Origin of the sequence: Pseudarthrobacter sp. NPDC092424, assembly GCF_044754925.1 — a bacterium.
Taxonomy (GTDB): domain Bacteria; phylum Actinomycetota; class Actinomycetes; order Actinomycetales; family Micrococcaceae; genus Arthrobacter.
In genome coordinates this window covers 346,155-369,285 of record NZ_JBIVQC010000003.1, presented here as the reverse complement: position 1 = coordinate 369,285, position 23,131 = coordinate 346,155, and the positions used below count along the sequence as shown (strand labels likewise).

22 protein-coding genes are annotated in these 23,131 nt (G+C 66.5%); 7 read left to right on the top strand and 15 right to left on the bottom strand.

Annotation, left to right across the window (positions count from 1 at the left end):
* Positions 1–7: 7 nt before the first annotated feature.
* On the bottom strand, positions 8–1,417 hold the full coding sequence (locus tag ACIQCN_RS07460) for a glycoside hydrolase family 1 protein (protein WP_400610207.1): 1,410 nt from the start codon (positions 1,415–1,417) through the stop codon (positions 8–10).
* A 42-nt stretch (positions 1,418–1,459) separates the two neighbouring features.
* Complete coding sequence (locus ACIQCN_RS07455) at positions 1,460–3,409, bottom strand: beta-glucoside-specific PTS transporter subunit IIABC (protein ID WP_400610205.1); 1,950 nt, start codon at positions 3,407–3,409, stop codon at positions 1,460–1,462.
* Positions 3,410–3,629: 220 nt separating this feature from the next.
* On the opposite strand from ACIQCN_RS07455, the gene radA reads away from it, so the two are divergent.
* On the top strand, positions 3,630–5,003 hold the full coding sequence (gene radA, locus ACIQCN_RS07450; RefSeq protein ID WP_400610203.1) for a DNA repair protein RadA: 1,374 nt from the start codon (positions 3,630–3,632) through the stop codon (positions 5,001–5,003).
* Here radA and ACIQCN_RS07445 read toward each other — a convergent pair.
* Complete coding sequence (locus tag ACIQCN_RS07445) at positions 5,000–5,281, bottom strand: hypothetical protein (RefSeq protein WP_400607624.1); 282 nt, start codon at positions 5,279–5,281, stop codon at positions 5,000–5,002. The genes radA and ACIQCN_RS07445 overlap by 4 nt on opposite strands.
* Before the next feature lie 131 nt (positions 5,282–5,412).
* On the opposite strand from ACIQCN_RS07445, the gene ACIQCN_RS07440 reads away from it, so the two are divergent.
* Entirely contained in the window at positions 5,413–5,892 is a 480-nt protein-coding gene (locus ACIQCN_RS07440) for an NUDIX domain-containing protein (RefSeq protein WP_400610201.1), read from the top strand.
* An 8-nt stretch (positions 5,893–5,900) separates the two neighbouring features.
* Here ACIQCN_RS07440 and ACIQCN_RS07435 read toward each other — a convergent pair whose 3' ends face one another.
* Positions 5,901–7,130 carry a beta-ketoacyl-[acyl-carrier-protein] synthase family protein gene (locus ACIQCN_RS07435; RefSeq protein ID WP_400610200.1) on the bottom strand — a complete coding sequence of 410 codons (1,230 nt, stop codon included), beginning with the start codon at positions 7,128–7,130 and terminating at the stop codon, positions 5,901–5,903.
* Positions 7,131–7,136: 6 nt separating this feature from the next.
* The gene (locus ACIQCN_RS07430; protein ID WP_400607629.1) at positions 7,137–8,750 is read right to left on the bottom strand and encodes a peptide chain release factor 3; all 1,614 of its coding nucleotides are present in this window, start codon (positions 8,748–8,750) and stop codon (positions 7,137–7,139) included.
* Positions 8,751–9,115: 365 nt separating this feature from the next.
* Between ACIQCN_RS07430 and ACIQCN_RS07425 the strand changes: the two genes are divergently transcribed.
* Complete coding sequence (locus ACIQCN_RS07425) at positions 9,116–10,267, top strand: acyltransferase family protein (protein WP_400610198.1); 1,152 nt, start codon at positions 9,116–9,118, stop codon at positions 10,265–10,267.
* Positions 10,268–10,441: 174 nt separating this feature from the next.
* Positions 10,442–11,518, top strand: coding sequence for a DNA integrity scanning diadenylate cyclase DisA (disA, locus tag ACIQCN_RS07420; protein WP_400607634.1), 1,077 nt, complete (start codon positions 10,442–10,444; stop codon positions 11,516–11,518).
* A gap of 13 nt (positions 11,519–11,531) precedes the next feature.
* Here disA and ACIQCN_RS07415 read toward each other — a convergent pair whose 3' ends face one another.
* On the bottom strand, positions 11,532–12,185 hold the full coding sequence (locus ACIQCN_RS07415) for a hypothetical protein (protein ID WP_400610196.1): 654 nt from the start codon (positions 12,183–12,185) through the stop codon (positions 11,532–11,534).
* Positions 12,186–12,418: 233 nt separating this feature from the next.
* Between ACIQCN_RS07415 and ACIQCN_RS07410 the strand changes: the two genes are divergently transcribed.
* Both ACIQCN_RS07410 and ACIQCN_RS07405 read left to right on the top strand, forming a co-directional pair.
* The gene (locus ACIQCN_RS07410) at positions 12,419–13,345 is read left to right on the top strand and encodes an A/G-specific adenine glycosylase (protein WP_400610286.1); all 927 of its coding nucleotides are present in this window, start codon (positions 12,419–12,421) and stop codon (positions 13,343–13,345) included.
* Positions 13,346–13,386: 41 nt separating this feature from the next.
* The gene (locus ACIQCN_RS07405) at positions 13,387–13,875 is read left to right on the top strand and encodes a hypothetical protein (RefSeq protein ID WP_400610194.1); all 489 of its coding nucleotides are present in this window, start codon (positions 13,387–13,389) and stop codon (positions 13,873–13,875) included.
* Positions 13,876–13,900: 25 nt separating this feature from the next.
* Here the strand turns inward: ACIQCN_RS07405 and ACIQCN_RS07400 are convergent, their stop codons facing one another.
* From ACIQCN_RS07400 to lysS, 9 genes are all read right to left on the bottom strand, one after another.
* On the bottom strand, positions 13,901–14,056 hold the full coding sequence (locus ACIQCN_RS07400; RefSeq protein ID WP_377216527.1) for a hypothetical protein: 156 nt from the start codon (positions 14,054–14,056) through the stop codon (positions 13,901–13,903).
* A 68-nt stretch (positions 14,057–14,124) separates the two neighbouring features.
* Positions 14,125–14,817 carry a dihydroxyacetone kinase phosphoryl donor subunit DhaM gene (gene dhaM / locus ACIQCN_RS07395; protein ID WP_400610193.1) on the bottom strand — a complete coding sequence of 231 codons (693 nt, stop codon included), beginning with the start codon at positions 14,815–14,817 and terminating at the stop codon, positions 14,125–14,127.
* Positions 14,814–15,452, bottom strand: a complete 639-nt coding sequence (dhaL, locus tag ACIQCN_RS07390) for a dihydroxyacetone kinase subunit DhaL (RefSeq protein WP_400607890.1) — start codon at positions 15,450–15,452, stop codon at positions 14,814–14,816. Before dhaL ends, dhaM begins: the two co-directional genes overlap by 4 nt.
* Positions 15,449–16,450 (bottom strand): dihydroxyacetone kinase subunit DhaK, encoded by a 1,002-nt coding sequence (dhaK, locus tag ACIQCN_RS07385; RefSeq protein WP_400610192.1) that lies wholly within the window; start codon positions 16,448–16,450, stop codon positions 15,449–15,451. The genes dhaL and dhaK overlap by 4 nt, the downstream gene beginning before the upstream one ends.
* Positions 16,451–16,606: 156 nt before the next feature.
* Entirely contained in the window at positions 16,607–17,116 is a 510-nt protein-coding gene (locus tag ACIQCN_RS07380) for an amino-acid N-acetyltransferase (RefSeq protein ID WP_400607645.1), read from the bottom strand.
* Between the two features lie 92 nt (positions 17,117–17,208).
* Positions 17,209–19,701: an ATP-dependent Clp protease ATP-binding subunit gene (locus tag ACIQCN_RS07375; RefSeq protein WP_400607647.1), complete on the bottom strand. Its 2,493-nt coding sequence runs from the start codon at positions 19,699–19,701 to the stop codon at positions 17,209–17,211.
* A 306-nt stretch (positions 19,702–20,007) separates the two neighbouring features.
* The gene (locus tag ACIQCN_RS07370; protein WP_400607649.1) at positions 20,008–20,337 is read right to left on the bottom strand and encodes an Lsr2 family protein; all 330 of its coding nucleotides are present in this window, start codon (positions 20,335–20,337) and stop codon (positions 20,008–20,010) included.
* A gap of 137 nt (positions 20,338–20,474) precedes the next feature.
* Positions 20,475–20,651 (bottom strand): hypothetical protein, encoded by a 177-nt coding sequence (locus tag ACIQCN_RS07365; protein WP_400607651.1) that lies wholly within the window; start codon positions 20,649–20,651, stop codon positions 20,475–20,477.
* Positions 20,652–20,653: 2 nt separating this feature from the next.
* A complete protein-coding gene (lysS, locus tag ACIQCN_RS07360; protein WP_400610190.1) occupies positions 20,654–22,186 on the bottom strand; it encodes a lysine--tRNA ligase in 1,533 nt (510 codons plus the stop codon).
* 74 nt (positions 22,187–22,260) lie between these two features.
* Here lysS and ACIQCN_RS07355 point away from each other — a divergent pair, with 74 nt between their 5' ends.
* A complete protein-coding gene (locus ACIQCN_RS07355; RefSeq protein ID WP_400607655.1) occupies positions 22,261–23,115 on the top strand; it encodes an alpha/beta fold hydrolase in 855 nt (284 codons plus the stop codon).
* The last annotated feature ends 16 nt before the right edge of the window (positions 23,116–23,131 follow it).

Here is a 23,131-nt window from a genome sequence, read left to right as displayed (position 1 = left end):
GGTGCCGCTAGTTCAGGCTGGCGCCATTGGTGGCAATGACTTCCTTGTACCACCCGTAGGACTTTTTGGGGTAGCGGGCAAGGGTGCCGGTGCCGTCATCGTTGCGGTCCACGTAGATGAAGCCGTAGCGCTTGCTCATCTGGGCCGTCGAAGCGCTCACCACATCGATGCAGCCCCAGGAGGTGTAGCCCATCAGCCGGACGCCGTCGGCCACCGCCTCGCGCGCTTGCACAAGATGGTCGTTGAGGTAGGCGATCCGGTAGTCGTCAACCACCGTTTTCGTCCCGTCCACCTCCACAAGCTGGTCTTTGGCGCCCATGCCGTTCTCCACGATGAACAGCGGCTTCTGCCAGCGGTCCCAGTAGTCGTTCAGGGCCACGCGCAGACCCTGCGGATCGATCTGCCAGCCCCATTCGGAGGCCTTGAGCGTGGGGTTGGGCACTCCGCCCATAATGTTGCCGGGGCCCTTGCCCTTCCTGGCGGGGTCAGCAGTTTCGCAGATGCTCATGTAGTAACTGAAGGAGACGAAGTCCACGGTGTTTTTGAGGTCTTCGCGGTCCTGCGCGGTGATCTCCAGTTCAATGCCGTTGTCCCGGAAGTAGCGCAGCAGGTAGCCCGGGTACTCGCCGCGGCAGTGGATGTCGCCGAACGCGTAGCTGTCCTGGGCTGTGTGCATGGCAGCCACAACGTCGGCGGGATCCGGGGTGAGCGGGTAGACCGGCAGGGCGATGATCATGCAGCCCACCTGCGCGCCGGGCATGAGCTCGTGGGCCAGTCTGGTCGCCCGGGCCGACGCCACCAGCTCGTGGTGGATCGCCTGGTAGAGGTCCTGCTTGGTGAGCTGCTCCTTGGGCGTGGGGATTCCGCCGGAGAGGAACGGTTCATGAATCACCGAATTGATCTCGTTGAACGTGAGCCAGTACTTCACCCGGCTGCCGAAGTGCTCAAACAGGGTGCGGCAGTAGCGCTCGTAGAAGCCGATCAGTTCGCGGTTGGTCCACCCGTCGTACTTCCGGGCAAGGTGCAGCGGGGTCTCGTAGTGGCTGATGGTCACCAGCGGTTCGATGCCGTGCTTCTCCAGCTCGTCCAGAACGCGGGAGTAGAAGGCCAGGCCTTCGGCGTTGGGGGTTTCCTCATCGCCCAGGGGGAAGATGCGGCTCCAGGCAATGGAGAACCGGAACACTTTGAACCCCATCCCGGCGAAGAGCGCAATGTCCTCCGCATAGCGGTGGTAGAAATCGATCGCCACCTGCTTGAGGTTGTCCGGCGTCGGCCCCTCGGTGGGGGCCTCCGTGATGCCCTTGGGCATGACGTCCTGGATCGACAGGCCCTTGCCGTCCTCGTTGTAGGCGCCTTCGAGCTGGTTGGCGGCTGTGGCGCCGCCCCACAGGAATCCGTCAGGGAAAGTGGTGGTCACAGTTGTTCCTTTGTCAGTCGGGGTTGGCTGGATGTGACGGCATCAGGGCCGGACGCTGATGGCGGCCTGGCCCTGCGCCAGGGTGCCGCCGGGCAGTGACGCCCCATCCACGGGTGTCACGCTGGCAAGTTGGGCGGTGTTGGTGACCATCACCAGAGTGGTGGTGTCGTAGCCGGCTTCGGCCACCAGGTCCAGGTCCACGACGGCGAGAAGGTCGCCCGCCCGGACCTGGTCGCCGCGGACCACGGCTGCTTCGAAGCCACGCCCCTGGAGCTGCACGGTATCGATTCCGATGTGGACCAGGACCTCCACGCCATCGTCGGATTTGATGCCGAAGGCGTGGCCGGTCTTCATGGCGGCCTTGATGGTTCCGGTGATGGGTGAACAGATGCGGCCGTCCGCAGGGACGATGCCCAGGCCACTGCCCATGGCGCCGGAGGAGAACACTTTGTCCTGGACCTCCGCCAGTGCCACAGCCTGACCGGACACGGGAGCCAGGAGCTCCAAGGTGCCGGCCGTACCGGCGGACGCGGCGGGTCCGGCCGCGCCGGTGGCCGGCTGAACCGGGACGGGCGAACCTGCCTCCAGCGGGTCCGCGGCGGACCCGGGAAGGGGCGCGCCGGCGTCGTCCGCGGCTTCCAGCTCACGCGGGCCGAAGAAGAAGGTGAGGGTGAAGGCAATGGCGACGGCGAGGCCGGTACCCAGCAGCTGGAGGCCGAAGTTGCCCACGGTGCTGAAAGCCGGCAGGCCAAGGAGTGACGGGAATACGAAGGAGCTGGCGCCGCTGCCGCCGACCGCCGCGATGGCGCCACCGACGATGCCGCCCGCAATGCCGAAGTAGAACGGCTTCTTCAGCGGCAGGTTGACGCCGTAGATGGCCGGTTCGGTGATGCCGGCGAGGAAGCCGGAGAGTGCTGCAGGTCCCGCCACGGTACGGCGGGCCTTGTTGCGGGTGCGGAGCATGACGGCAAGGGTGGCCGCGGCCTGGCCGAGGACTGCCGCCAGCAGCGGGCCCATCATGAGCGAGTAGCCCTGCGTGGACATTTCACTGAGCATGCCGGGGACCAGACCCCAGTGCAGTCCGAAGAGGACGAAGACCTGCCAGAAGCCGCCCATGATGGCGCCGGCGAGCCAGGGCACGTAGGTGAAGGCGGCGTTGATCCCGGCGGAAAGGCCCTGTGCGGCAAAGGTGGTGACTGGGCCCACCGTCATCAGGACCAGTGGAACCATGACCAGGAGCGTGAGCAGCGGCGTGGTGAAGTTCCGGATGGCTGACGGAAGGACACCTGTCAGGAAGCGCTCAAGGTAACCCTGCAGCCATACGGCCACGATGATAGGCAGCACCGAACTGGTGTAGTTCATCATCACCACCGGAATGCCGGCGAAGCTGACCGGTGCGCCCGCGCCGGCCAACGCCACGATGCTTGGGTAGACCAGGGCTGCAGCGATGGCCATGGACGTGAACTGGTTGGTCTTGAACCGTTTGGCAGCCGTGACAGCCAGGAACACCGGCAGGAAGTAGAAGAGGGCGTCAGCGGTGGCTGCCAGGATCACGTTGGTCTGGGATTCCGGTGCCAGCCAGCCCAGCTGGGTGGCCAGGCTGAGGAACGCCTTGAGCAGGCCCGCCGCCGCCAGCGGCCAGATGACTGGCGAGAAGATGGACGAGATGAGGTCGATGAAGCGGTTGAAGAGGTTGCCTTGCGGCGCCGTCTCCGCTTCGGCGGGGGTGCCGTCCGTGACTTTGGTGATCCTGCCAAGCTCAGCGTAGACCGTAGGAACGTTATCTCCGATCACGACCTGATATTGGCCGCCGGCCTTCATCACGGTGATCACTCCGGGCAGCTTTTCCACGGCTGCGGTGTCTGCCTTTGCCTCGTCGCGCAGCTTGAGCCGGAGCCGGGTGGCGCAGTGGGTGGCGCCGGCAATGTTACTTTCGCCGCCAACCCCCGCCACGATGTCGCCGGCCAGTGACCGGTAGTCCACAGTTGCCATGTCAGACCTCTCTGTCTATTTTTGGGCACAAAAAAAGACCCGAGACGCACGTGCTGTGCTTCTCAGGTCTTGCCTCTTACGAGTAACAATCCTGTAGGCGAAATTGCCTTCGACGTTGAACTATAGCGGTGATTCAGGTCACGCGCAACGTCCCAGGTTGAGCCGGGTCGGTTGGCAGGCCGCCGGCTGCTTGTCGGTCGCCGCCGCTAGGGTTGAACGCATGGCAACAAAGACTTCCCGGGCCTCCAAGGCGCCCGCCTACAAATGCGCCGAATGCGGCTGGACCACGGTCAAGTGGGTTGGCCGCTGCGGCGAGTGCCAGGCCTGGGGCACCGTGGAGGAAACCGGAACCGCCGTAGCACGTACGACGGCGGCCGCCACCGTTGCGGAGCCCGCCCGCCGCATCGCTGAGGTAGACGCCACTACGGCGGCTTTCCTGCCCACGGGCGTGGACGAACTGGACCGCGTCCTCGGCGGCGGGCTGGTGCCGGGGGCCGTGATCCTGCTGGCCGGTGAGCCCGGCGTCGGAAAATCGACGCTGCTGCTTGATGTCGCCGCGAAGTTCGCACGCACCGCGCAGGACGTCCTGTACGTGACCGGCGAGGAATCCGCCGCGCAGGTGAAGCTGCGCGCGGAGCGAATCGACGCCGTCGCCGAATCCCTCTACCTCTCCGCGGAAACGGACCTCGGCCAGGCGCTGGGACAGGTGGAGAAGGTGGAGCCGCGGCTCCTCATCGTCGATTCCGTCCAGACCCTCAGCAGCGCGGACGTGGACGGCAGCGCCGGCGGAGTCTCGCAGGTGAGGGAAGTGGCCGCCTCCCTCATCGCCGCGGCCAAGCGCCGCAACATGACCACCCTGCTGGTGGGCCACGTGACCAAGGACGGCTCCATCGCAGGCCCGCGCCTGCTGGAGCACCTGGTGGACGTGGTGTGCCAGTTCGAGGGCGAAAGGCACTCCCGGCTCCGGCTGCTGCGTGCCGTGAAAAACCGCTACGGGCCAACCGATGACGTGGGCTGCTTCGACCTGAACGAGAACGGCATCGAAGGGCTGGCGGACCCCAGCGGACTGTTTGTCAGCCGCACCAAGGACCCGGTTTCCGGCACGTGCATCACGGTGACCATGGAGGGCCGGAGACCTCTGCTGGCAGAGGTGCAGTCGCTCCTGGCCGAAAGCCCCAACTCGCAACCCCGCCGTGCCACCAGCGGCCTGGACGGCTCGCGGGTGTCCATGCTGCTGGCCGTGCTCCAGCAGCGGGCCGGGACCCTGCTGCACAAGGACGATTCCTACGTGGCCACCGTGGGGGGAGTGAAGCTCAGCGAGCCCGCGACGGACCTCGCCGTTGCCCTGGCGGTGGCCTCCGCCAAGGCGCGGAAACCGCTGCCGGTCCGCCTGATCGCCTTCGGGGAGGTGGGGTTGGCTGGTGAGGTCCGGCCCGTCCCCGGGATCAACCAGCGGATCCAGGAAGCCCATCGGCTCGGTTTCACCCACGCCGTGGTTCCCGCCAGCCATACCGGCCCGGGACCCATCCCGGCAGGGTTTTCCGTCCGGGAAGTGGAGCACCTGACCGAGGCGCTCAGCCTGCTGATCGGCTAGCCGATGGGGCGGGGGTCGGCATCTTCCTGATGGGAATTTTCCTGGTGGGAATTGAACAGCCACCCGGCCACATCGCTGCGCAGCACCAACAACGGGCCGCCGGTGGGGCTGACGTTTCCGGTGGGCACGTAATAGCCGCGGCCCGATCCGGGCCCGCCCGCCGCCTGATCCAGCGCATCGACGAGGTGGCGGGGCAGGTGTCCCTGCGGTCCCAGCACGCGAAGTTCATCCAGTTCTTCCGGCGTCAGCCGTCCCAAAACCTCAGCAATGTTGGCCATGACGGGTGTCCCTTCGAGCTAAGTGCCTGAAGGATTACCCTAGAGCAGGGCTGTGAACTGCAGGTTAACTTCTGCGGCCATTTTGAAGTCGTCCGGCCTGAATTCGTCGCTGGAACCAGGAAGGGGCCGGAATGCCTGTCCGAAGTGCCGGAATCCTGCTGTACCGGCGTCGAACCGACGCCGTGCTTGAGGTGTGGATCGCGCACATGGGCGGCCCGTTCTGGGCCGGGAAGGACGAGCGTGCATGGTCCGTTCCCAAGGGTGAATACCTGGAGGATGAAGACCCGCTCGTTGCCGCGCTGCGCGAGTTCCACGAAGAGATGGGAACTCCCGCTCCCGCCACCGAATACACCCACCTCGGCGACTTCCGCCAACCGTCGGGCAAAGTAATTACTGTTTTCGCCGCCGAGGCAGCGTTTGACCCGGAGGCGATCCGCAGCAACACGTTCCCCCTCGAGTGGCCCAGGGGTTCCGGCCGGGTCCAGGACTTCCCGGAAATTGACGACGCCCGGTGGTTCCCCGCACAGGACGCCCGCCTGAAGCTGGTCAAGGGCCAGGTCCCGATCCTCCACGCGCTGGTGGCGCACCTCGGCGCCCTACCGGGTGCCTGACGCGGCGGCTATTCGCCGCCGACCACCAGGGCGACGCTGTGCCCGCCGAAGCCGAACGCGTTCACCAGGCCGGTGCGCGGGCTGTCCGCAGGCAGCGCCCGGACGTGTTCCGCCACGACGTTGAGTTCCACTTCGGTGTCCTGCGCCTGCAGGTTCAGCGTGCCCGGCAGCCGGCCCTCGCGGAGTGCCTCCAGGACCACAACTGCTGCCAGCGCCCCGGCGCCGCCCAGCAGGTGGCCGGTGTGGCCCTTGGTGGAGGTGACCGGCACGTCGGGCCCGAAGATGGCGTTGATCGCCAGCCCCTCCAGCCGGTCCCCCACAGGCGTGGAGGTGGCATGCGCGTGGATGAATCCGATGTCAGCCGGTTGCAGGCCGGCAGAATCCAGTGCCTTCTGCATGACGCGGCGCTGCATCACGGGGTCGGCGGCGACGATGTCGTTCGCGTCGGAAGTCACCGCACCTCCTGCCACGGCACCCAGGACGGCGGCTCCCCGGGCGCGTGCATGGGCCTCGCTCTCGAGCACCACGATCCCTGCCCCTTCGGCCAGCACGAAACCGTCGCGGCCGCCGTCGAACGGGCGCGATGCCCGGGAAGGATCGCCGGTGCGGCCCGAAAGCGCCCGAATCTGGGAGAAACCGGTGATCACCAGGTCGTTCACGGACGCGTCCACCCCGCCGGCAATCACGACGTCGGCCGCACCGGAGCGGATCATCTCGGCTCCCTGGACAATCGCCTCTGCCCCGGAGGCGCAGGCGCTGACAGGGGTCCGGGCGCCGCCCTTGGCGCCGAGGTCGATGGACACCCAGGCGGCGGGGCCGTTGACCATCAGGCGGGTCAGTGTGTGCGGGGAAACCTTGCGCGGGCCCGAGGCCGCGAGCACGCGGTCCTGCTCGAGGGTGGAGCCCAGGCCGCCGTACGCGGAGCCGATGACCACAGCGAACCGTTCCGGATCGACCTCGGGCGCACCGGCCCGCGCCCACGCCTCGCGGGCGGCGACCAGCGCAAGCTGCCCGCACCGGTCCATCCGCTTCATCTCGCGGGTGCTGAGCCGCTCCGAAAGGTCGGTGGTGACCCGGCCGGCTATCCTGACCGGAAGCTGCTCCGCCCAGTCCTCGTCCAGCGCGGCGATCCCGGAGGTGCCGGAGATGAGTCCTGCCCAGGTTTCGGCAACGGTGGAACCCACCGGGTTGATGGTGCCGGAGCCGGTAACCACCGCACGGGGCTGTGATGCGTTCAAGGTGCCCTACTTCGCGGGGTTGTGGGTGCCGATGGGCACCAGGGTGAGGTCGGGGTGGTTCTTTTCGATCCGGCGCAGCGCCCACACGTCGGTGAAGAGGGCGAGGTATTCGCCGTCGGACCGCAAGAGAACCTCAGCGCCGGGCACGTTCGCCAGCGCAGGCATGGCATCCGCCGTCGTAATCCTGGCAAGGGAGTAGGACAAGCGCTCCAGGCGCATGGGCGCGCTGAAGTCGTGCGCCATGCGGTCCTCCACCACCTCGAACTGCATGGGTCCGACGGCGGCGAGCACCGGCGCCTGGTCGCCGCGGAGGTCGGAGCGGAGCAGCTGGATGACGCCCTCATGCTCGAGCTGCTCGATGCCGCGGCGGAACTGCTTGAACTTGCTGGGGTCCTTGGAGCGGGCCACCTGGAAGTGCTCGGGTGCGAAGAGCGGGATGGCCGGATACTCGACGGGTTCCTCAAGGAAGAGGCTGTCACCCACGCGCAGGGAGGAAGCGTTGACCAGCCCGACGACGTCGCCCGGGTACGCCTCGTCGATGACCTCGCGTTCGCGGCCGAACACCTGCTGGGCGTATTTGGTGGCGAAGGACTTGCCGGTGCGGGTCTGGGTGACCACCATGCCGCGCTCGAACACGCCGGAGCAGACGCGGATGAAGGCGACGTGGTCCCGGTGTGCCTTGTTCATGCCGGCCTGGACCTTGAAGACGAAGCCGGAGAAGGGAGATTCGACGGGCCGCGGGGCGCCGTCCACGTCCGGGCGGGGTGCCGCCGGCGGGGCGAAGTCCACCAGCGCGTCCAGCAGTTCCTTGACGCCGAAGTTGAGTGCCGCGGAGCTGAACAGGATGGGGGTGGCCTGGCCGGCGTGGAAGGCCTCGACGTCGAACTCAAGGTTGGACTCGATGACCAGCCCGGCCTCGTCCACGGCGTCGGACCAGTTGCTGCCCTGGTCCGCCGCGGCTTCCTCCGGGGAGAAGTACTCGGTGATCGCGATCTGCGCACCGGCATTGTTGCGCTGGAAGCGGGCGAAGCGGTCGTTGCGGAGGTCCCACACGCCGCGGAAGTCGCCGGAAATGCCGACGGCCCAGGTGAGCGGCATGGGCTGCAGGCCGGTGCGCTCGGTGATCTCGTCCATCAGGGCAAGCGCATCCAGGCCGGGGCGGTCCCACTTGTTGATGACCGTAATGATGGGCAGGTTGCGCTGCTTGCAGACCTCGAACAGTTTCATGGTCTGGGTTTCCAGGCCCTTGGCAGCATCCACCAGCATCACGGCGCAGTCCACGGCCGCCAGCACCCGGTAAGTGTCCTCGGAGAAGTCGGCGTGGCCGGGGGTGTCCAGCAGGTTGATGACTGTGTCCCGGTAGGAGAACTGCAGCGCCGCGGAGCTGATGGAGATGCCGCGGTCCTTCTCCATCTGCATCCAGTCCGAAACGGTTTCCTTGCGGTTGGCCTTGCCGCTGGAGGCACCGGCAGTGCCGATCACCTTCGCATGCAGGGCGAGCGCTTCCGTCAGGGTGGACTTGCCGGCGTCGGGGTGCGAGATGACAGCAAAGGTCCTGCGGCGGCCGGCCTCTTTGTGAATCGCATTGATCCGGGCTGGGGTCAGGACATCTTGGGACACGGTGCTACCTTCGCTGCGGTTGGGGCTGCCCGGGCAACGGAGCGCCATTCATGGCGCTGCGCTCCGGGGCACTGCGGCCGCGGGGCTTTCAAACCTACGGCCGGGGATACAGGCTGCCGAACAGCCAAGCATCCAGTTTATCGCAGGGTCACGAACCACGACGGCGGGACGGCGCCTCACCGGTGCGGCATACCGGTGAAGCGACGTCCTGCGGAAATCCTCGCCTATTCCTTTGTCATTCCTGCCCCTCTTGGCCATCCGGGGGCGCGACGTTTCACTTAGCCTTAAAAGGCACAGGGAAAAGTCCCGCTGCCGCCCCCTGACCGGGGACTCGAACACCGCACGCAACCCTGAAAGCTCCCGCCATGATTCCTCTCGTCAACACGGTCGCGGGCTTTGCCGGGGGTGAGGCCGGGGGCAGGGGCGTGCGCCTGGATTCCTTGACGAGCCTGAGGTTCTTTGCCGCGGCAGCCGTGGCGCTAATGCACGCGTCCGGCCTCTACGATGTCCCTATCCTGAATCTCGGCTTTATCGGTGTGAGTTTCTTCTTTGTACTGTCCGGCTTCGTCCTCACGTGGGCAGGAGCGGCCGACGACGGTCCTGGAACCTTCCTCCGGAACCGCATTGCCAAGCTCTTTCCTCTAAGTGCAGCGACGCTCGCCGTCGCTGCACTTATTCCGGTGGCACGGAATTCGAGTGGGGCGTCCTTCCTTCACAGCCTGCTCCTTCTCCAGGCGTGGTGGCCCTCGTCGGCTCCGTCGTTCAACCCCGTCGCGTGGTCCCTGTCAGCCGAAGCATTCTTCTACCTCCTCCTGCCGCCACTTTTGGCAAGGATGCGTCGGTTCAACAGCCGCGAACTGTTGGGCACCATCGTCTTCCTGAGCCTGCTGCAACCCGCAGTAGGAACTGCGTTCCAGTTCATTCTGGGGACGGAGATCAATGCCTGGGCGGCGCAATTTTTCACCTACAACTTTCCGCCCTACCGGCTTCCCGAGTTCGTGATTGGGGTGGCCTTGGCATTGCTCCTCAAGTCGGGCTATGTCCCTGCCCACCGGATCCAGCTGCTGGTTGCTGGCCTCGCCACGGCAGGGCTCATGCTTACGGTCCTGGCAGCCAATGTGTATGTGGGCCTCTGGTGGGTTTGCCAATCGCTCATGCTGCCCGCCATCGTTGCCCTGATCTGGTCGGCTGCCCGGCGGGAGCTCTCCGGTACCAGCCGCCTGCTAACGTCACCGCCCCTGGTAAGGCTCGGAGAGCTCTCTTTCGCCTTTTATATGGTCCATTACCTCGTCCTGGGGACGGTCGGACTTCTCGTTGGCCGGGGGGCGCAGGGGCTGCCCTGGCCGCTCGCCCTGCCTGCATTGATCTGCGCGGCGGGCATCGCATGGCTTGCTCACCGATACATCGAAGAACCCTGTGAGCGCGCACTGCGCGATAATCCTCCCCGGCTGGCTGAGCCAACGGCGGAACCGCAGCGAAATGGACGTGCCGCAGCCCGCCGTCGAACGCGTTCCTGAGGGGGTTTCCAAGGCGGCCCGATGAGGCACTTTGGGGCTTGAACATGCGGAATGCGGGCACTCTTACCTCTATCATGGAGCTTGCGGGAATCAGAGCACTTTTGAATCCTGCCGGCGGAGCACCCAAGCCGGCATTCCTGCGGGCGGCGGTCCGCACCTTTGAAGGGAAAACCTATGGCGCGGAGCCCCGAAGAATCGCTCAAGGCGACTCTGGGCAGGGTGGCACCCGGAACCCCCCTGCGTGACGGTCTGGAGCGCATCCTGCGGGGCCGGACCGGCGCGCTGATCGTGCTCGGCTCTGACCGGACCATCGATTCCATCTGTTCCGGCGGGTTCGACATCGGGATTGATTTCTCCCCCACGCGGCTGCGCGAACTGGCCAAAATGGACGGCGCCATCATCTGCGACAAGGACGCGGGCAACATCCTGCGGGCCGCCGTGCAGCTGGTGCCGGATTCGAGCATCGAGACGCATGAGTCCGGCACCCGCCACCGGACCGCCGAACGCGTGGCCATCCAGACCGGGGTTCCGGTGATTTCGGTCAGCCAGTCCATGCAGATCATCGCCCTCTACGTGAACGGGCTGCGCCACGTCCTGGAGGGCTCCGAGAAGGTCCTGGCCCGCGCCAACCAGGCCCTGGCCACGCTGGAACGCTACCGGTCCCGGCTGGACCAGGTCACCAGCTCCCTCTCCGCCCTGGAAATCGAGGCGATGGTCACCGTCCGCGACGTCGCGGTAACCCTGCAGCGGCAGGAAATGGTGCGGCGGATTTCGGAGGAGATCTCCCAATACGTCCTGGAACTTGGCGAGGACGGACGGCTGCTGTCCCTCCAGCTCGACGAACTGACCGCCGGGCGGGGTCCGGGCAGCGACGTGGTGATCCGCGACTACGCCGGACCTGACGCCACACCGGAGGACATCGAGGCCGCGGTCAATGCCCTGATGAACCTGGGCCCCACCGAGCTGATCGACCTGGGCAAGATCTCGGGCATCATCGGATTCGCCGGCGGGGTGGAAACGCTCGATGCTGTGGTCCAGCCGCGCGGCTACCGGCTGCTCTCGGGCCTCAAGGCCGTGCCGAAGGCGGTGGCCGACCGCCTGGTGGACCACTTTGGCGGGCTCCAGTTCCTGATGGCAGCCACCATCGACGACCTCATGACGGTGGACGGCATCGGCGACCAGCGCGCCCGGACGGTCCGCGAGGGCCTGAGCCGGATGGCCGAGGCGAGCCTGCTGGACCGGTTCCTGTAAACCCCGTCGAGGGTCAGTGCAGCTGGAAGACAGCCTTGGGGCTGGTCTTGGCGCCGAGCTTCGCCGTGAACACGTAGTACGCGCCGCCGGCGCCCGGCTTCGCATCGATCGCCCGGCAGCCTTCCACCGTGCGGTTCCGGGACCACGGGAAGTTGGCCGTCTCGCTGGCGCCCGGGGCGATCTCCTTGATCAGGTCCTCGCTCCTGGCCTGGCAGTCGCGTGAGGAGAAGATGCGGTCCTCGCCGCTGGTGACCAGGAATTCCATCTGCGAGGTGCCGATGTTCACCTTGCAGGGAATTTTTCCGCCGTTCGTCACCTTCAGGGTGAGCAGCGGTTTTTCGTCCGGGCCGTATGCAGCCTTATCCGTGGCCGCGGTAACGGTCACCAGCTTCTGGTCGCAGGAAGGCGTGGAAGTGGGAGACGGGGTACCCGCCGGCGAGGACGAAGCCGTGGCTGAAGGCGCTGCCTGGCCGGCCGACGACACCTGTTCACGCCCGTCGAAGACGCCACCGGCAGCCATGCCCCCGGCCACCATCGCGGCAACGGCCAGCAGCACACCGCCGAGGAACAGCCGACGCCGGCGGTAGACCGCGGCGCTCGGCTTCCGTACGGCGGATGCTCCGGACCCCGCCTTGCCCCGTGATGATGAATTGCCTTCCCGTCCCATCCTCCTAGGCTAAAGACTCGCCCCGGGTTCCACCCCCGGACCACGCCGGGGCGGACCATTGCGCTGGTCACAACGGCGGTTCCAAGCCCGGGAAGATCCGTTTCCGGGCGCCCGTGGCGATCCATTACAGTGTTGGAATCGACACTGACACCGCCCTTCCCCGAAACACCGCTGCGCCTGCCGGCACCCCCTCGGCCGCGCCGGCAGGCGGAGCCGCCCCTGGTCCTGACCACCTGGCACGCCTGCATGAGGACATCACCGGCTGGTTTTCCGAGACCGCGCGCGACCTGCCCTGGCGGCACGCATCCTGCTCCCCGTGGGGCGTCCTGGTCAGCGAAATCATGCTGCAGCAGACCCCCGTGGTCCGCGTCCTCCCGGTGTGGCAGGAGTGGCTCCGGCGCTGGCCCACCCCGGCTGCCCTCGCCGTCGAACCTTCCGGCGAAGCGGTCCGGCACTGGGGCCGGCTGGGCTATCCGCGCCGGGCGCTGCGGCTGCACGCGGCAGCGTCCGCAATCGTCTTCGACCACGGCGGCGAAGTGCCCGGAAACTACGCCGAACTGCTCACGCTTCCCGGCGTTGGCAGCTATACAGCGGCTGCCGTAGCCGCCTTCGCCTTTGGCCGCCGGGAAACCGTGGTGGACACCAACATCCGCCGCGTCCACGCCCGGCTGGTTTCCGGAGCGGCGCTTCCCGCTCCTGCCCTTACCGCCGCGGAGATGCGCCTGGCCTCGGCTCTTTTGCCGGACGACGACGGCACCTCCGTGCGGTGGAACGCTGCGGTAATGGAGCTGGGCGCCGTGGTCTGCACCGCCCGCGCGCCAAAGTGCGGCGACTGCCCGGTACGGCACGCGTGTGCGTGGCTTGCGGCAGGTGAGCCGCCGCCGTCGTACGTTCCCAAGGGCCAGGCGTGGCATGGCACCGACCGGCAGGTCCGCGGCGCCGTGATGGCGGTCCTGCGGGTGGCGGAGGTGCCCGTTCCGGCGGAGATGTTCCGGCAGGAACCCGCCGACCTTGGCTTTGCCCCTGCCGGGATCGGGGTGCCGCTGGCCGCCCTCCACCGGCTTAACACGGCCCCGGAACAGCTGGACCGAGCCCTGTCCGGACTCGTCACGGACGGCCTCGCCGAGCTCGACGGCGGCGGCTACCGGCTGCCTGCCTGAGCACCCTCGACGGGCGCCCGCGGCAGCCCTACGCTGAAGGTATGGGCAGGCCAGGGCTGCTGATCGCGTTATTGACGACGGCGGGACTCGCCACCGCGTGCGAGCCTTACGCCCCGCCGTGCCCGGCCATCGCCCAGGCAACCGTGGTTTCCGTGACCGTTGCCGCGAGCTACGCCCCTGATGTCAGGTCCGTTCACCTGAAGGCGTGCCAGGACGGCGACTGCAAGGAAGGGGAGCTGGAGCTTCGCCCCGGCAGCGTCTCCATCGACCAGGGCTGCGATGCCTACGGTGCCTGCTCCGCGACCTCCTCCCCGGATGGCACCAAGGTTGGTTTGCTCATGCTGGATGTCCTGACCGAATCAGCCATCGATGTCACCGCCACCGGCACCGCCACGAACGGCTCCGCGCTGCCGGTGCGCACGCTGACGTTCCTGCCGCGGGCCAACTACCCCTTCGGCGAAAAGTGCGGACGGTTCCTGGACGCGTCGGTGGTCCTGGACCGGGACGGTCTGCGCGCGCTGGGGAGCTGACGGGCGCGGGCAGGACAGTTGGAGGCTAGAAGAGGGCCGGCTGGCTGAAGGGGGCGTTGGTTCCACCTGGGGTGGTGCCGGCACGCCATTCGAAGCCGAGCTCAGCCAGGAGTTCCTCCACGGATATCTGTCCGTCAAGCACTTCGATCTCCGTGGCGTTTTCGAGCTCCAGCCGTTCCATACCAACGAGCCTATTGGCGCCATCCACCGGAACCGGACTGAACACACCGGCGAGGCGCAGATCCGGGCCTATGGTTCGCCGAACCCGGCCTGGACCAGTCCGCCGACGTAGTTGACGGCGCGTTCCGCGTCCTGGCCCCAGGCCTCCACATGCAGCACGGAACCCTGCCCGGCGGACAACGTCATCAGCGCCATGATGGATGCACCGTCCACCCCGTTGACCGTCACCTCCGCATCCAGCGCGGCCAGCCCCCCGGCTATTTTGGCTGCCGGCCGGGCATGCATGCCCGCTTGGTTGATAAGTTCGAAGTCCCCTGTGAAGTCCGGCCCCAGCCCGGACGCGGGCCCGGCCGCAACCGACTGCACCCTGAGATCGTGAGGATGCGATGGCCGCCCGGCCGCTTCGGCAGCGTGTTTCACTGCAAGCATGCCAGCTCCGCCCTGCGCGGCAACAGCCGCAGCCACCAGGCCCTCCACGAGAGGAGCGTCGGCCAGGAGAACGCTCGCCGGCCGGTCCGCGAATTCAAGGGCGGACTCCGCCGTCATTACAGCGGAACCCAGGTCAGCCAGGACTACTGCCTCCCCGTCCTCCGCAAGGCTCCCCAGCGCGGCGAGGACTTTCTCCAGACTGGTGCCGATCCGGCCGTCCGTGGTACCGCCCGCCGGGAGGATGAGGACGTCCGGCGCCATTTGGGCAGCGAGTTCCGCAGCACCGTCGGCGATTTTGTCGCTGTGGGACACCACCACGAGGCTGACCGTCATGCGGCGGCTCTGACGGCGGCGCGGAGGATCAGGGCGCTGGAAACAGCCCCGGGATCCCGGTGCCCTGCGCTTCGCTCGCCAAGATAGCTGGCCCTGCCCTTCCTGGCCACCATGGGGTCGGTGGCCACCGCGCCCGTTTCGGCTGCCTCGGCTGCGGCGGCCAGGACGGCCAGCGGGTCGGCTGTGGCATCAGCGGCCACCTCCTGGGCCGCTTCAACGGCCGGCGTCCAGGCGTCCACCATGGTCTTGTCACCGGGCTCTGCCTTCCCCCTCGCCACGATCCCGTCGCGCGCAGCGGTAAGGGCAAGCGCCCATCCAGCCGGGTCGATCTCCGCAGAATCGCCGAGGGCGGCGGCGGCGCGAAGGAACGCCGTGCCGTAGAGGGGTCCCGCTGCACCGCCCACCGTAGACATGAGGGTCATGGCGGTGAGCTTCAATGCGGCCCCCGGCGTTTCCGGCGGCGCCCCCGCCAGCTTGCCCATAACGGCCTGAAAGCCACGGTCCATGTTTTCGCCATGGTCCGAGTCCCCGATGGCGCGGTCCAGCTCAATGAGCTCCACCCGGTGATCGGACATCGCTTGGGCGCACAGCGCCAGCCATTTGAGTGTCCAGTTCAGATCCAGCACCGCAGTCAGATTCCCCACCGCAGAGCCGCCGTGTGCACGGGGGCATCCCACAATTCAGTGAGTTCATCGTCCAGGCGCAGCACGGAGATCGAACAGCCCTGCATTTCCAGGGCGGTAATGTAATTGCCCACCAGCGAACGCTCCAGGGTGGCGCCCCGGTCCGCAATGACCTGGGCCGCCCGCCGGTAGACAATGTAGAGCTCGCTCAACGGCGTCCCGCCCATCCCGTTAACGAACAGGAGGACCCGGTCCCCCGCGGTGATTCCGAGGTCCGAAAGAACCGGCTCGAGCAGGCGGTCCGTGATGCCGTCGGCGCTTTCCATTGGGATCCTGTGCCTGCCGGGTTCGCCGTGGATGCCTATGCCGATCTCGATTTCATCCTCGTTGAGGTCGAAGCCGGGCGATCCGGAATGGGGAACGGTGCACGCGGAGAGCGCGACTCCCATGGTCCGGACGTTGGCGTTGACGCGCTCACCGATGGCGGCCACGGAGTCCAGGTCGTCGCCCCGTTCCGCGGCCGCACCTGCGATCTTCTCCACCAGGACGGTTCCGCCCACGCCCCGGCGTCCAGCTGTGTACAGCGAGTCCTCCACGGCAACGTCATCGTTCACCAGGACGGTCCTGACGCTCACACCCTCGGCTTCGGCGAGTTCGGCTGCCGTCTCGAAGTTCAGTACGTCGCCGGTGTAGTTCTTCACCACATGCACGACGCCGGCCCCGGCGTTCACAGCGAGGGTCGCCGGAAGGATCTGGTCCGGCGTGGGCGAGGTGAACACCGCCCCCGGCACGGCGGCGTCCAGCATTCCCCTTCCAACGTAGCCGGCGTGCAAGGGTTCATGGCCGCTGCCGCCGCCGGACACGAGACCCACCTTGCCCGCCACCGGCGCATCCTTGCGGGTGACGAAGAGGGGTTCCATATTGGCAGAAACAATGCCCGCATAGGCCAGGCCGAAGCCTGCCACGGATTCGGCCACCACCGAACGGGGGTCATTAATGAGTTTCTTCACGGTCTGACTCCTGGCCTATGGTTCCTGGAGGGTTACCCTTCGACCCTAATCACGGGAACGCGAAAGGGACAGCCCCCAATGACTGTCCCTTTTCGCGGGCCCCCCATCGCGGCCAAGGACAGTTTATCCAGCGAGTCGAATAACACAAGTCAAGCGTCACAGAACCCGGATCATGCGGGTGTTTCCCAACGTGTTCGGCTTTACCCGGGCCAGATCCAGGAACTCGGCCACACCTTCGTCATGTGAACGCAGCAGCTCCGAATACACCTCGGGGTCGACGGCCGACTGGTCCGCCATCACCGTGAAACCGTGCCGCGTGAAGAAGTCCACCTCGAACGTGAGGCAGAAAACGCGGCTGACGCCCAAGGACCGGGCCTCGTCCAGCAGGCTCTCCACCAGGACGTGCCCCACACCCTTGCCCCGCCAGTCCGGCGACGCTGCAAGGGTGCGCACCTCGGCCAGGTCCTCCCACATGACGTGCAGGGCACCGCAGCCGATCACGTCGCCGTCGGCCGATTCCGCGATCCGGAACTCCTGGAGGCTCTCGTAATACGCCACCGTTTCCTTGGCCATCAGGATCCGCTGGTCGGCCAGCGGCGCAACCAGCTTCTTGATGGCGGACACGTCGCTGGTGCGGGCAGGCCGGATGTGGAACGAGTCAGTCACAGGCCCATCCTAGTTCGCCGCCTGGCCGCGGGCCCCACAAGCCGGAAGCCCCGCCGCTCCTTGCGGAGAGACGGGGCTTCGGTTGGCGCCGGTTAGACGCTCGGAGCGATTTCCGGGATGCGCGGCTTGGCGTTGCCGGCGAACGTGAACTTGGCGTCGTCGCCTTCGCCTTCCACGTCCACCACCACGATGTCGCCGGGGTGGAGCTCGCCGAACAGGATCTTCTCGGAGAGCTGGTCCTCGATCTCGCGCTGGATGGTGCGCCGCAGCGGCCGGGCACCCATGGCGGGGTCGTAGCCGCGGGTGGCCAGGAGCACCTTGGCGTCCTTGGTGAGCTCGATGCCCATGTCCTTGTCCTTGAGGCGCTTCTCCAGGCGGGTGACGAACAGGTCCACGATCTCGATGATCTCGTCCTGGGTCAGCTGCGGGAACACCACGACGTCATCCACACGGTTCAGGAACTCGGGGCGGAAGTGCTGCTTGAGCTCCTCCGTCACGCGGGCCCGCATGCGGTTGTAGCCGGTCTGGGTGTCGGTGCCGGACTGGAAGCCGGTGGCAACACTCTTGGAGATGTCCCGGGTACCCAGGTTGGTGGTCATGATGATCACGGTGTTCTTGAAGTCCACCACGCGGCCCTGGGAGTCGGTCAGACGGCCGTCCTCAAGGATCTGCAGCAGCGAGTTGAAGAGGTCCGCGTGGGCCTTTTCCACTTCGTCGAACAGCACCACGGAGAACGGACGGCGCCGGACCTTCTCAGTCAGCTGGCCGCCTTCCTCGTAGCCCACGTAGCCCGGAGGGGCGCCGAAGAGCCGCGAGACGGTGTGCTTCTCGGAGTACTCGGACATGTCCAGCGTGATGAGGGCGTCCTCTTCGCCGAACAGGAACTCCGCGAGGGCCTTGGCCAGTTCGGTCTTGCCGACGCCGGTAGGGCCGGCGAAGATGAACGAGCCGCCCGGACGCTTGGGGTCCTTGAGCCCTGCCCGGGTACGGCGGATGGCCTGGGACAGTGCCTTGATGGCCTCGTTCTGGCCCACCACGCGCTTGTGCAGTTCGTCTTCCATCTTCAGCAGGCGCGAGGACTCTTCCTCGGTCAGCTTGAATACCGGGATGCCCGTGGAGTTGGCCAGCACCTCGGCGATGAGGTCCTCATCCACCTCGGAGATGTCATCCATGCCGCCGGACTTCCAGAGGCGTTCCTTCTCGGAACGCTCCGCGATCATCTTCTGCTCCTTGTCGCGGAGCGCGGCGGCGCCTTCGAAGTCCTGCGCGTCGATGGCGGATTCCTTCTCCATCTTCAGCTTGGCGATCCGCTCGTCCATGGCCTTCAGCTCCGGCGGAGCGGTCATGCGGCGGATGCGCAGGCGGGCGCCGGCCTCGTCGATCAGGTCGATCGCCTTATCCGGCAGGAAGCGGTCCGAGATGTAACGCTCCGCGAGGCTGGCAGCGGAGGCCAGGGCGCCGTCGGTAATGGTGACGCGGTGGTGTGCCTCGTAGCGGTCCCGCAGGCCCTTCAGGATCTCGATGGCGTGCGCCACGGAGGGTTCCTTGACCTGGATCGGCTGGAAGCGGCGCTCCAGCGCAGCGTCCTTCTCGATGTGCTTGCGGTATTCGTCCAGTGTGGTGGCGCCGATGGTCTGCAGCTCGCCCCTGGCCAGCATGGGCTTGAGGATGGAGGCTGCGTCGATGGCGCCTTCGGCGGCACCTGCGCCGACGAGGGTGTGGATCTCATCGATGAACAGGATGATGTCGCCGCGGGTCCGGATCTCCTTGAGGACCTTCTTCAGGCGCTCTTCGAAGTCACCGCGGTAACGCGACCCTGCCACCAGGGACCCGAGGTCCAGGGTGTAGAGCTGCTTGTCCTTGATGGTCTCGGGGACGTCGCCGCGGACAATCGCCTGGGCCAGGCCCTCGACGACGGCGGTCTTGCCGACGCCCGGCTCGCCGATCAGGACGGGGTTGTTCTTGGTGCGGCGGGAGAGGACCTGCATGACGCGTTCCATCTCGTGCTCGCGTCCGATGACGGGGTCGAGCTTGTTCTCGCGTGCAGCCTGGGTGAGGTTGCGGCCAAACTGGTCAAGGACCACGGACCCGGCGGGAGTGCCCTCGGCCTGTCCCTGGCCGACGCCTGCGCCTGTGGTCTCCTTGCCCTGGTAGCCGGAGAGCAGCTGGATGACCTGCTGGCGGACCCGGTTCAGGTCTGCGCCGAGCTTGACCAGCACCTGGGCGGCAACACCTTCACCCTCGCGGATGAGGCCCAGCAGGATGTGCTCCGTGCCGATGTAGTTGTGGCCCAGCTGCAGTGCCTCGCGCAGCGAGAGCTCCAGCACCTTCTTGGCGCGGGGGGTGAAGGGGATGTGGCCGGAAGGGGCCTGCTGGCCCTGCCCGATGATCTCCTGCACCTGCTCGCGAACGCCGTCGAGCGAAATGCTCAAGGACTCCAGAGCCTTGGCGGCAACACCTTCACCCTCGTGGATCAGACCCAAGAGGATGTGTTCGGTACCGATGTAATTGTGGTTCAGCATGCGTGCCTCTTCTTGGGCAAGCACAACTACGCGACGGGCACGGTCCGTAAATCGCTCAAACATTTCGCCACACTCCTAGCTACGACGTACTTTGATGCTACGTGGCAGGCCCCAAGTTGGGGAGCGTGTTCGCCACAGGGGAAACCCGGGGCGTGAGGGGCCCCGGCGAAGGCCCCGGCAGCGTCCGGCGCTGATCCGGCACACGGCCCCCTTCGGCAGGCAACGGCCAACACAAAATAAACCCGGGCCGGACAAGCGTAAAAATCCGGGCGCGGCCCGATTTCTGAAAAAGCGAAAGCCCCGCCGCCGCCGAAACCGGCGGGGCGGGGCTTATCGTTTGAAGCGCTTTACCGCAACTGCAGACGAGTCCTAGGAATTTGCCTTTTGGTAGGCTTCCTGGATTTCGGCTTGAATTCGGCCCCGGCTGTTAACGGTGTAACCGTTATCCCGGGCCCACTGCCGGATCTGCGCAGACTCATTGCCGCGTCCCCCCGACGGCGCTTTAGTCCGGGCAGCCCGGCCGCTGGAGCTCTTCCGTCCGGCCGCTACATAGCGTTCCAGGGCAGAGCGGAGTTCAGCAGCATTGGCAGCCGATAGGTCAATGTCGTAGTTCGTCCCGTCAAGGCCGAACCGGACATTCTCATCTGCGGGTCCCCCATCCAGATCGTCCACAAGGACGATGTTTACTTTCTGTGCCATTAAAGGCCTTCCTCTTTGAAAGGTGGTTTTTTCAGAAAAGCAGGATGTTTCCGATAAAAGTATGACCCTTTTTATGGCAACGCGTCAAAGCGGCTAATGGCCGGCACGGAATGGAGTCCGCAAACAAATGGACTTACCTATTGGGAATCATCGTCCGGGCGGTTCTCGGGGGAAGCGGACCGGGCTTCTGCTTCTTTCTGGGCTTTGGCCTCTGCCTGCCGTTCGGCCTTGTCCGCGTTAAAGATCGACTTCATGGCAAACCAGAACAGCAGGCCCACCACGATCGAGGGAAGAAGGACGGCTACGTATTCCACGGTCAGTGGCCTTCAGGCTTCAGCAGGGGGAAAAGGATGGTTTCGCGGATGCCGGCGCCAGTGAACAACATCACCAGGCGGTCGATTCCCAGGCCGATCCCGCCCATGGGCGGCGCACCGTACTCAAGGGCGCGCAGGAAGTCCTCGTCCAGCTGCATCGCTTCGTCGTCACCGGCAGCAGCGTGGCGGGACTGCTCCGTAAGCCGTTCGCGCTGGATCACAGGGTCGATCAGTTCAGAGAACGCCGTGCCGCGCTCCATGCCGCCGATGATCAGGTCCCATGCCTCGATCAGCCGGCCGTCCTCGCGGTGCGGACGGGCCAGCGGCTGCGCGGACGGCGGGTAGTCGTAGACGAAGGTGGGGTTCAGCAGCGTGGGTTCGACAATTTCGCCGAACAGTTCCACTGCGAGCTTCTCCGCGTCCCACTTGGGGTCGACCTTGACGTCGTGCTTTGCCGCAACCTCCCGAAGCGCCTCAAGGGGAGTGTCCGGAGTGATTTCCTGCCCAACGGCGTCGGACAATCCCGGGTAGACGGCCAGCCACTTCCACTCGCCGTCGAGGTTGATCTCCCCCGCCTCCGTCTGGATGGTGCGGCCGGCACCCACGGCGTCCGCGGCGTCGAGGATGATCTCCTTGATGCGCTCCGCCATGACGAACTGGTCCGCCCAGGCCTCGTAGCACTCGAGGGTGGTGAACTCGGGGCTGTGCGTGGAGTCAACGCCCTCATTGCGGAATACGCGGCCCATGTCGTAGACGCGGTCGATGCCGCCCACCACGGCCCGCTTCAGGTACAGCTCGGTGGCGATGCGCAGGGTCATCTTCTGGTCGAAGGCGTTCATGTGCGTCTCGAACGGGCGGGCCAGGGCACCGCCGTGGACCAGGTTCAGGATGGGGGTTTCAACCTCCACGTAGCAGTGGCGGAAGAGCGTCTCGCGGATGGAGCGGGTAATGGCGGCACGGGTGTAGACCATTTCGCGGGCTTCGTCGCGGACCATCAGGTCCACATAGCGTTGGCGTACCCGGGTCTCCTCGTTCAGGTCAGCGTGCAGCACGGGCAGCGGGCGGAGCGCCTTGGAGGCCATGGACCAGGACTCGGCCATGACGGACAGCTCGCCGCGGCGTGAGGAAATCACCTCGCCCTTGATGAACACGTGGTCACCGAGGTCAACCAGGGCCTTCCAGTCGGCGAGCGCTTCCTCGCCCACGTTGGCCAGGCTGAGCATGGCCTGGAGGCGGGTTCCCTTGCCGTCGGTGCCGCCCTCCTGGAGGGTCGCGAAGCAAAGCTTGCCGGTGTTGCGGATGAACACCACGCGGCCGGTGACGCCAACGATGTCGCCGGTGGTGTCGTCCGCCTCGAGGTGGGCGTACTTTTCCCGGATTTCGGCGAGCGAGTGCGTCCGCTCCACACCCACCGGGTAGGCCTCCGTGCCGCGCTCGATCAGTTTGGCGCGCTTCTCCATGCGGATCCGCATCTGCTCGCTGGCATCGAGGGGCTCGGGGGCGTTCTTGGGGGCGGGGGTGTTTTGGGAAGTCACAATCCCCAAGTTTACCGGGAGTTGGACAGCCCGGCTTCGCGGCTGCTGCGGCGGCGCCTGCCTAGGATGGGGTGGTGAAAGAACAGGTACTTCCAACGCACGACGGCGGCCGGCTGGCTTTGTACAGCTACGGCACCGAAGATGCGCCGGGAGACCGCCGGGTGCTGCTGATCGGCGGGGCTTTCCTCACCGCCCTGATCTATCGGCCCTTTTCCGTGGCCCTGGCGAAAGGCCTCGGCGACGGGTGGGCCGTTGACGTGTATGACCGCCGCGGGCGCGGAAGCTCGTCGGAACAGCCCGCGGACTACTGCATGGGCACCGAGATCGCCGATGTCCGCACGGTCATGGACGCCACCGGCGCCAGGAACATCCTGGGCCACAGCCTCGGCGGCTCCGTGGCATTGAACGCGGTCCAGGAATTCACCGGCACCCACTACGTACCGGACAAGCTCGCGGTCTACGACGCCGCGGTGAACATCGACGGCAACATCGACACTGCCTGGCTGGACGGGTTCGAGGAGGCCGTCAACGAGGGCCGGGTGGGCCACGCCCTGGCGCACATGAAGAAAGCAACGTCCCCGGGGTCGGCCCTCGCCCGCATCCCCGAACCCGTCCTTGCCGGGCTGATGGCGCTGCTCTCACGGACCAAGGTCAACAGGATGTTCCGTGAGGTGATGCCCAGCGGGGTGGGTGAGCTCCGGGCGGCCTACGACGAGGTGGACAATGCCCGGGATTTCAGCGTCCTCCCGGCCAACACCCACTTCATGGCCGGAGGAAAGAGCCCTGCCTATTACAGGGCAACTGCGGAGCGGCTGCACGCGGCCGTGCCCGGCAGCACGTACCAGCTCTCCCCCAAGTGCTTCCACGGTTCCATTCCCGCCGCCGTGGGGGAGCTGGTGGCCGACATCTCCGGGTATTTCAAGGGCTGAGTCCAGCCGGCCAGTA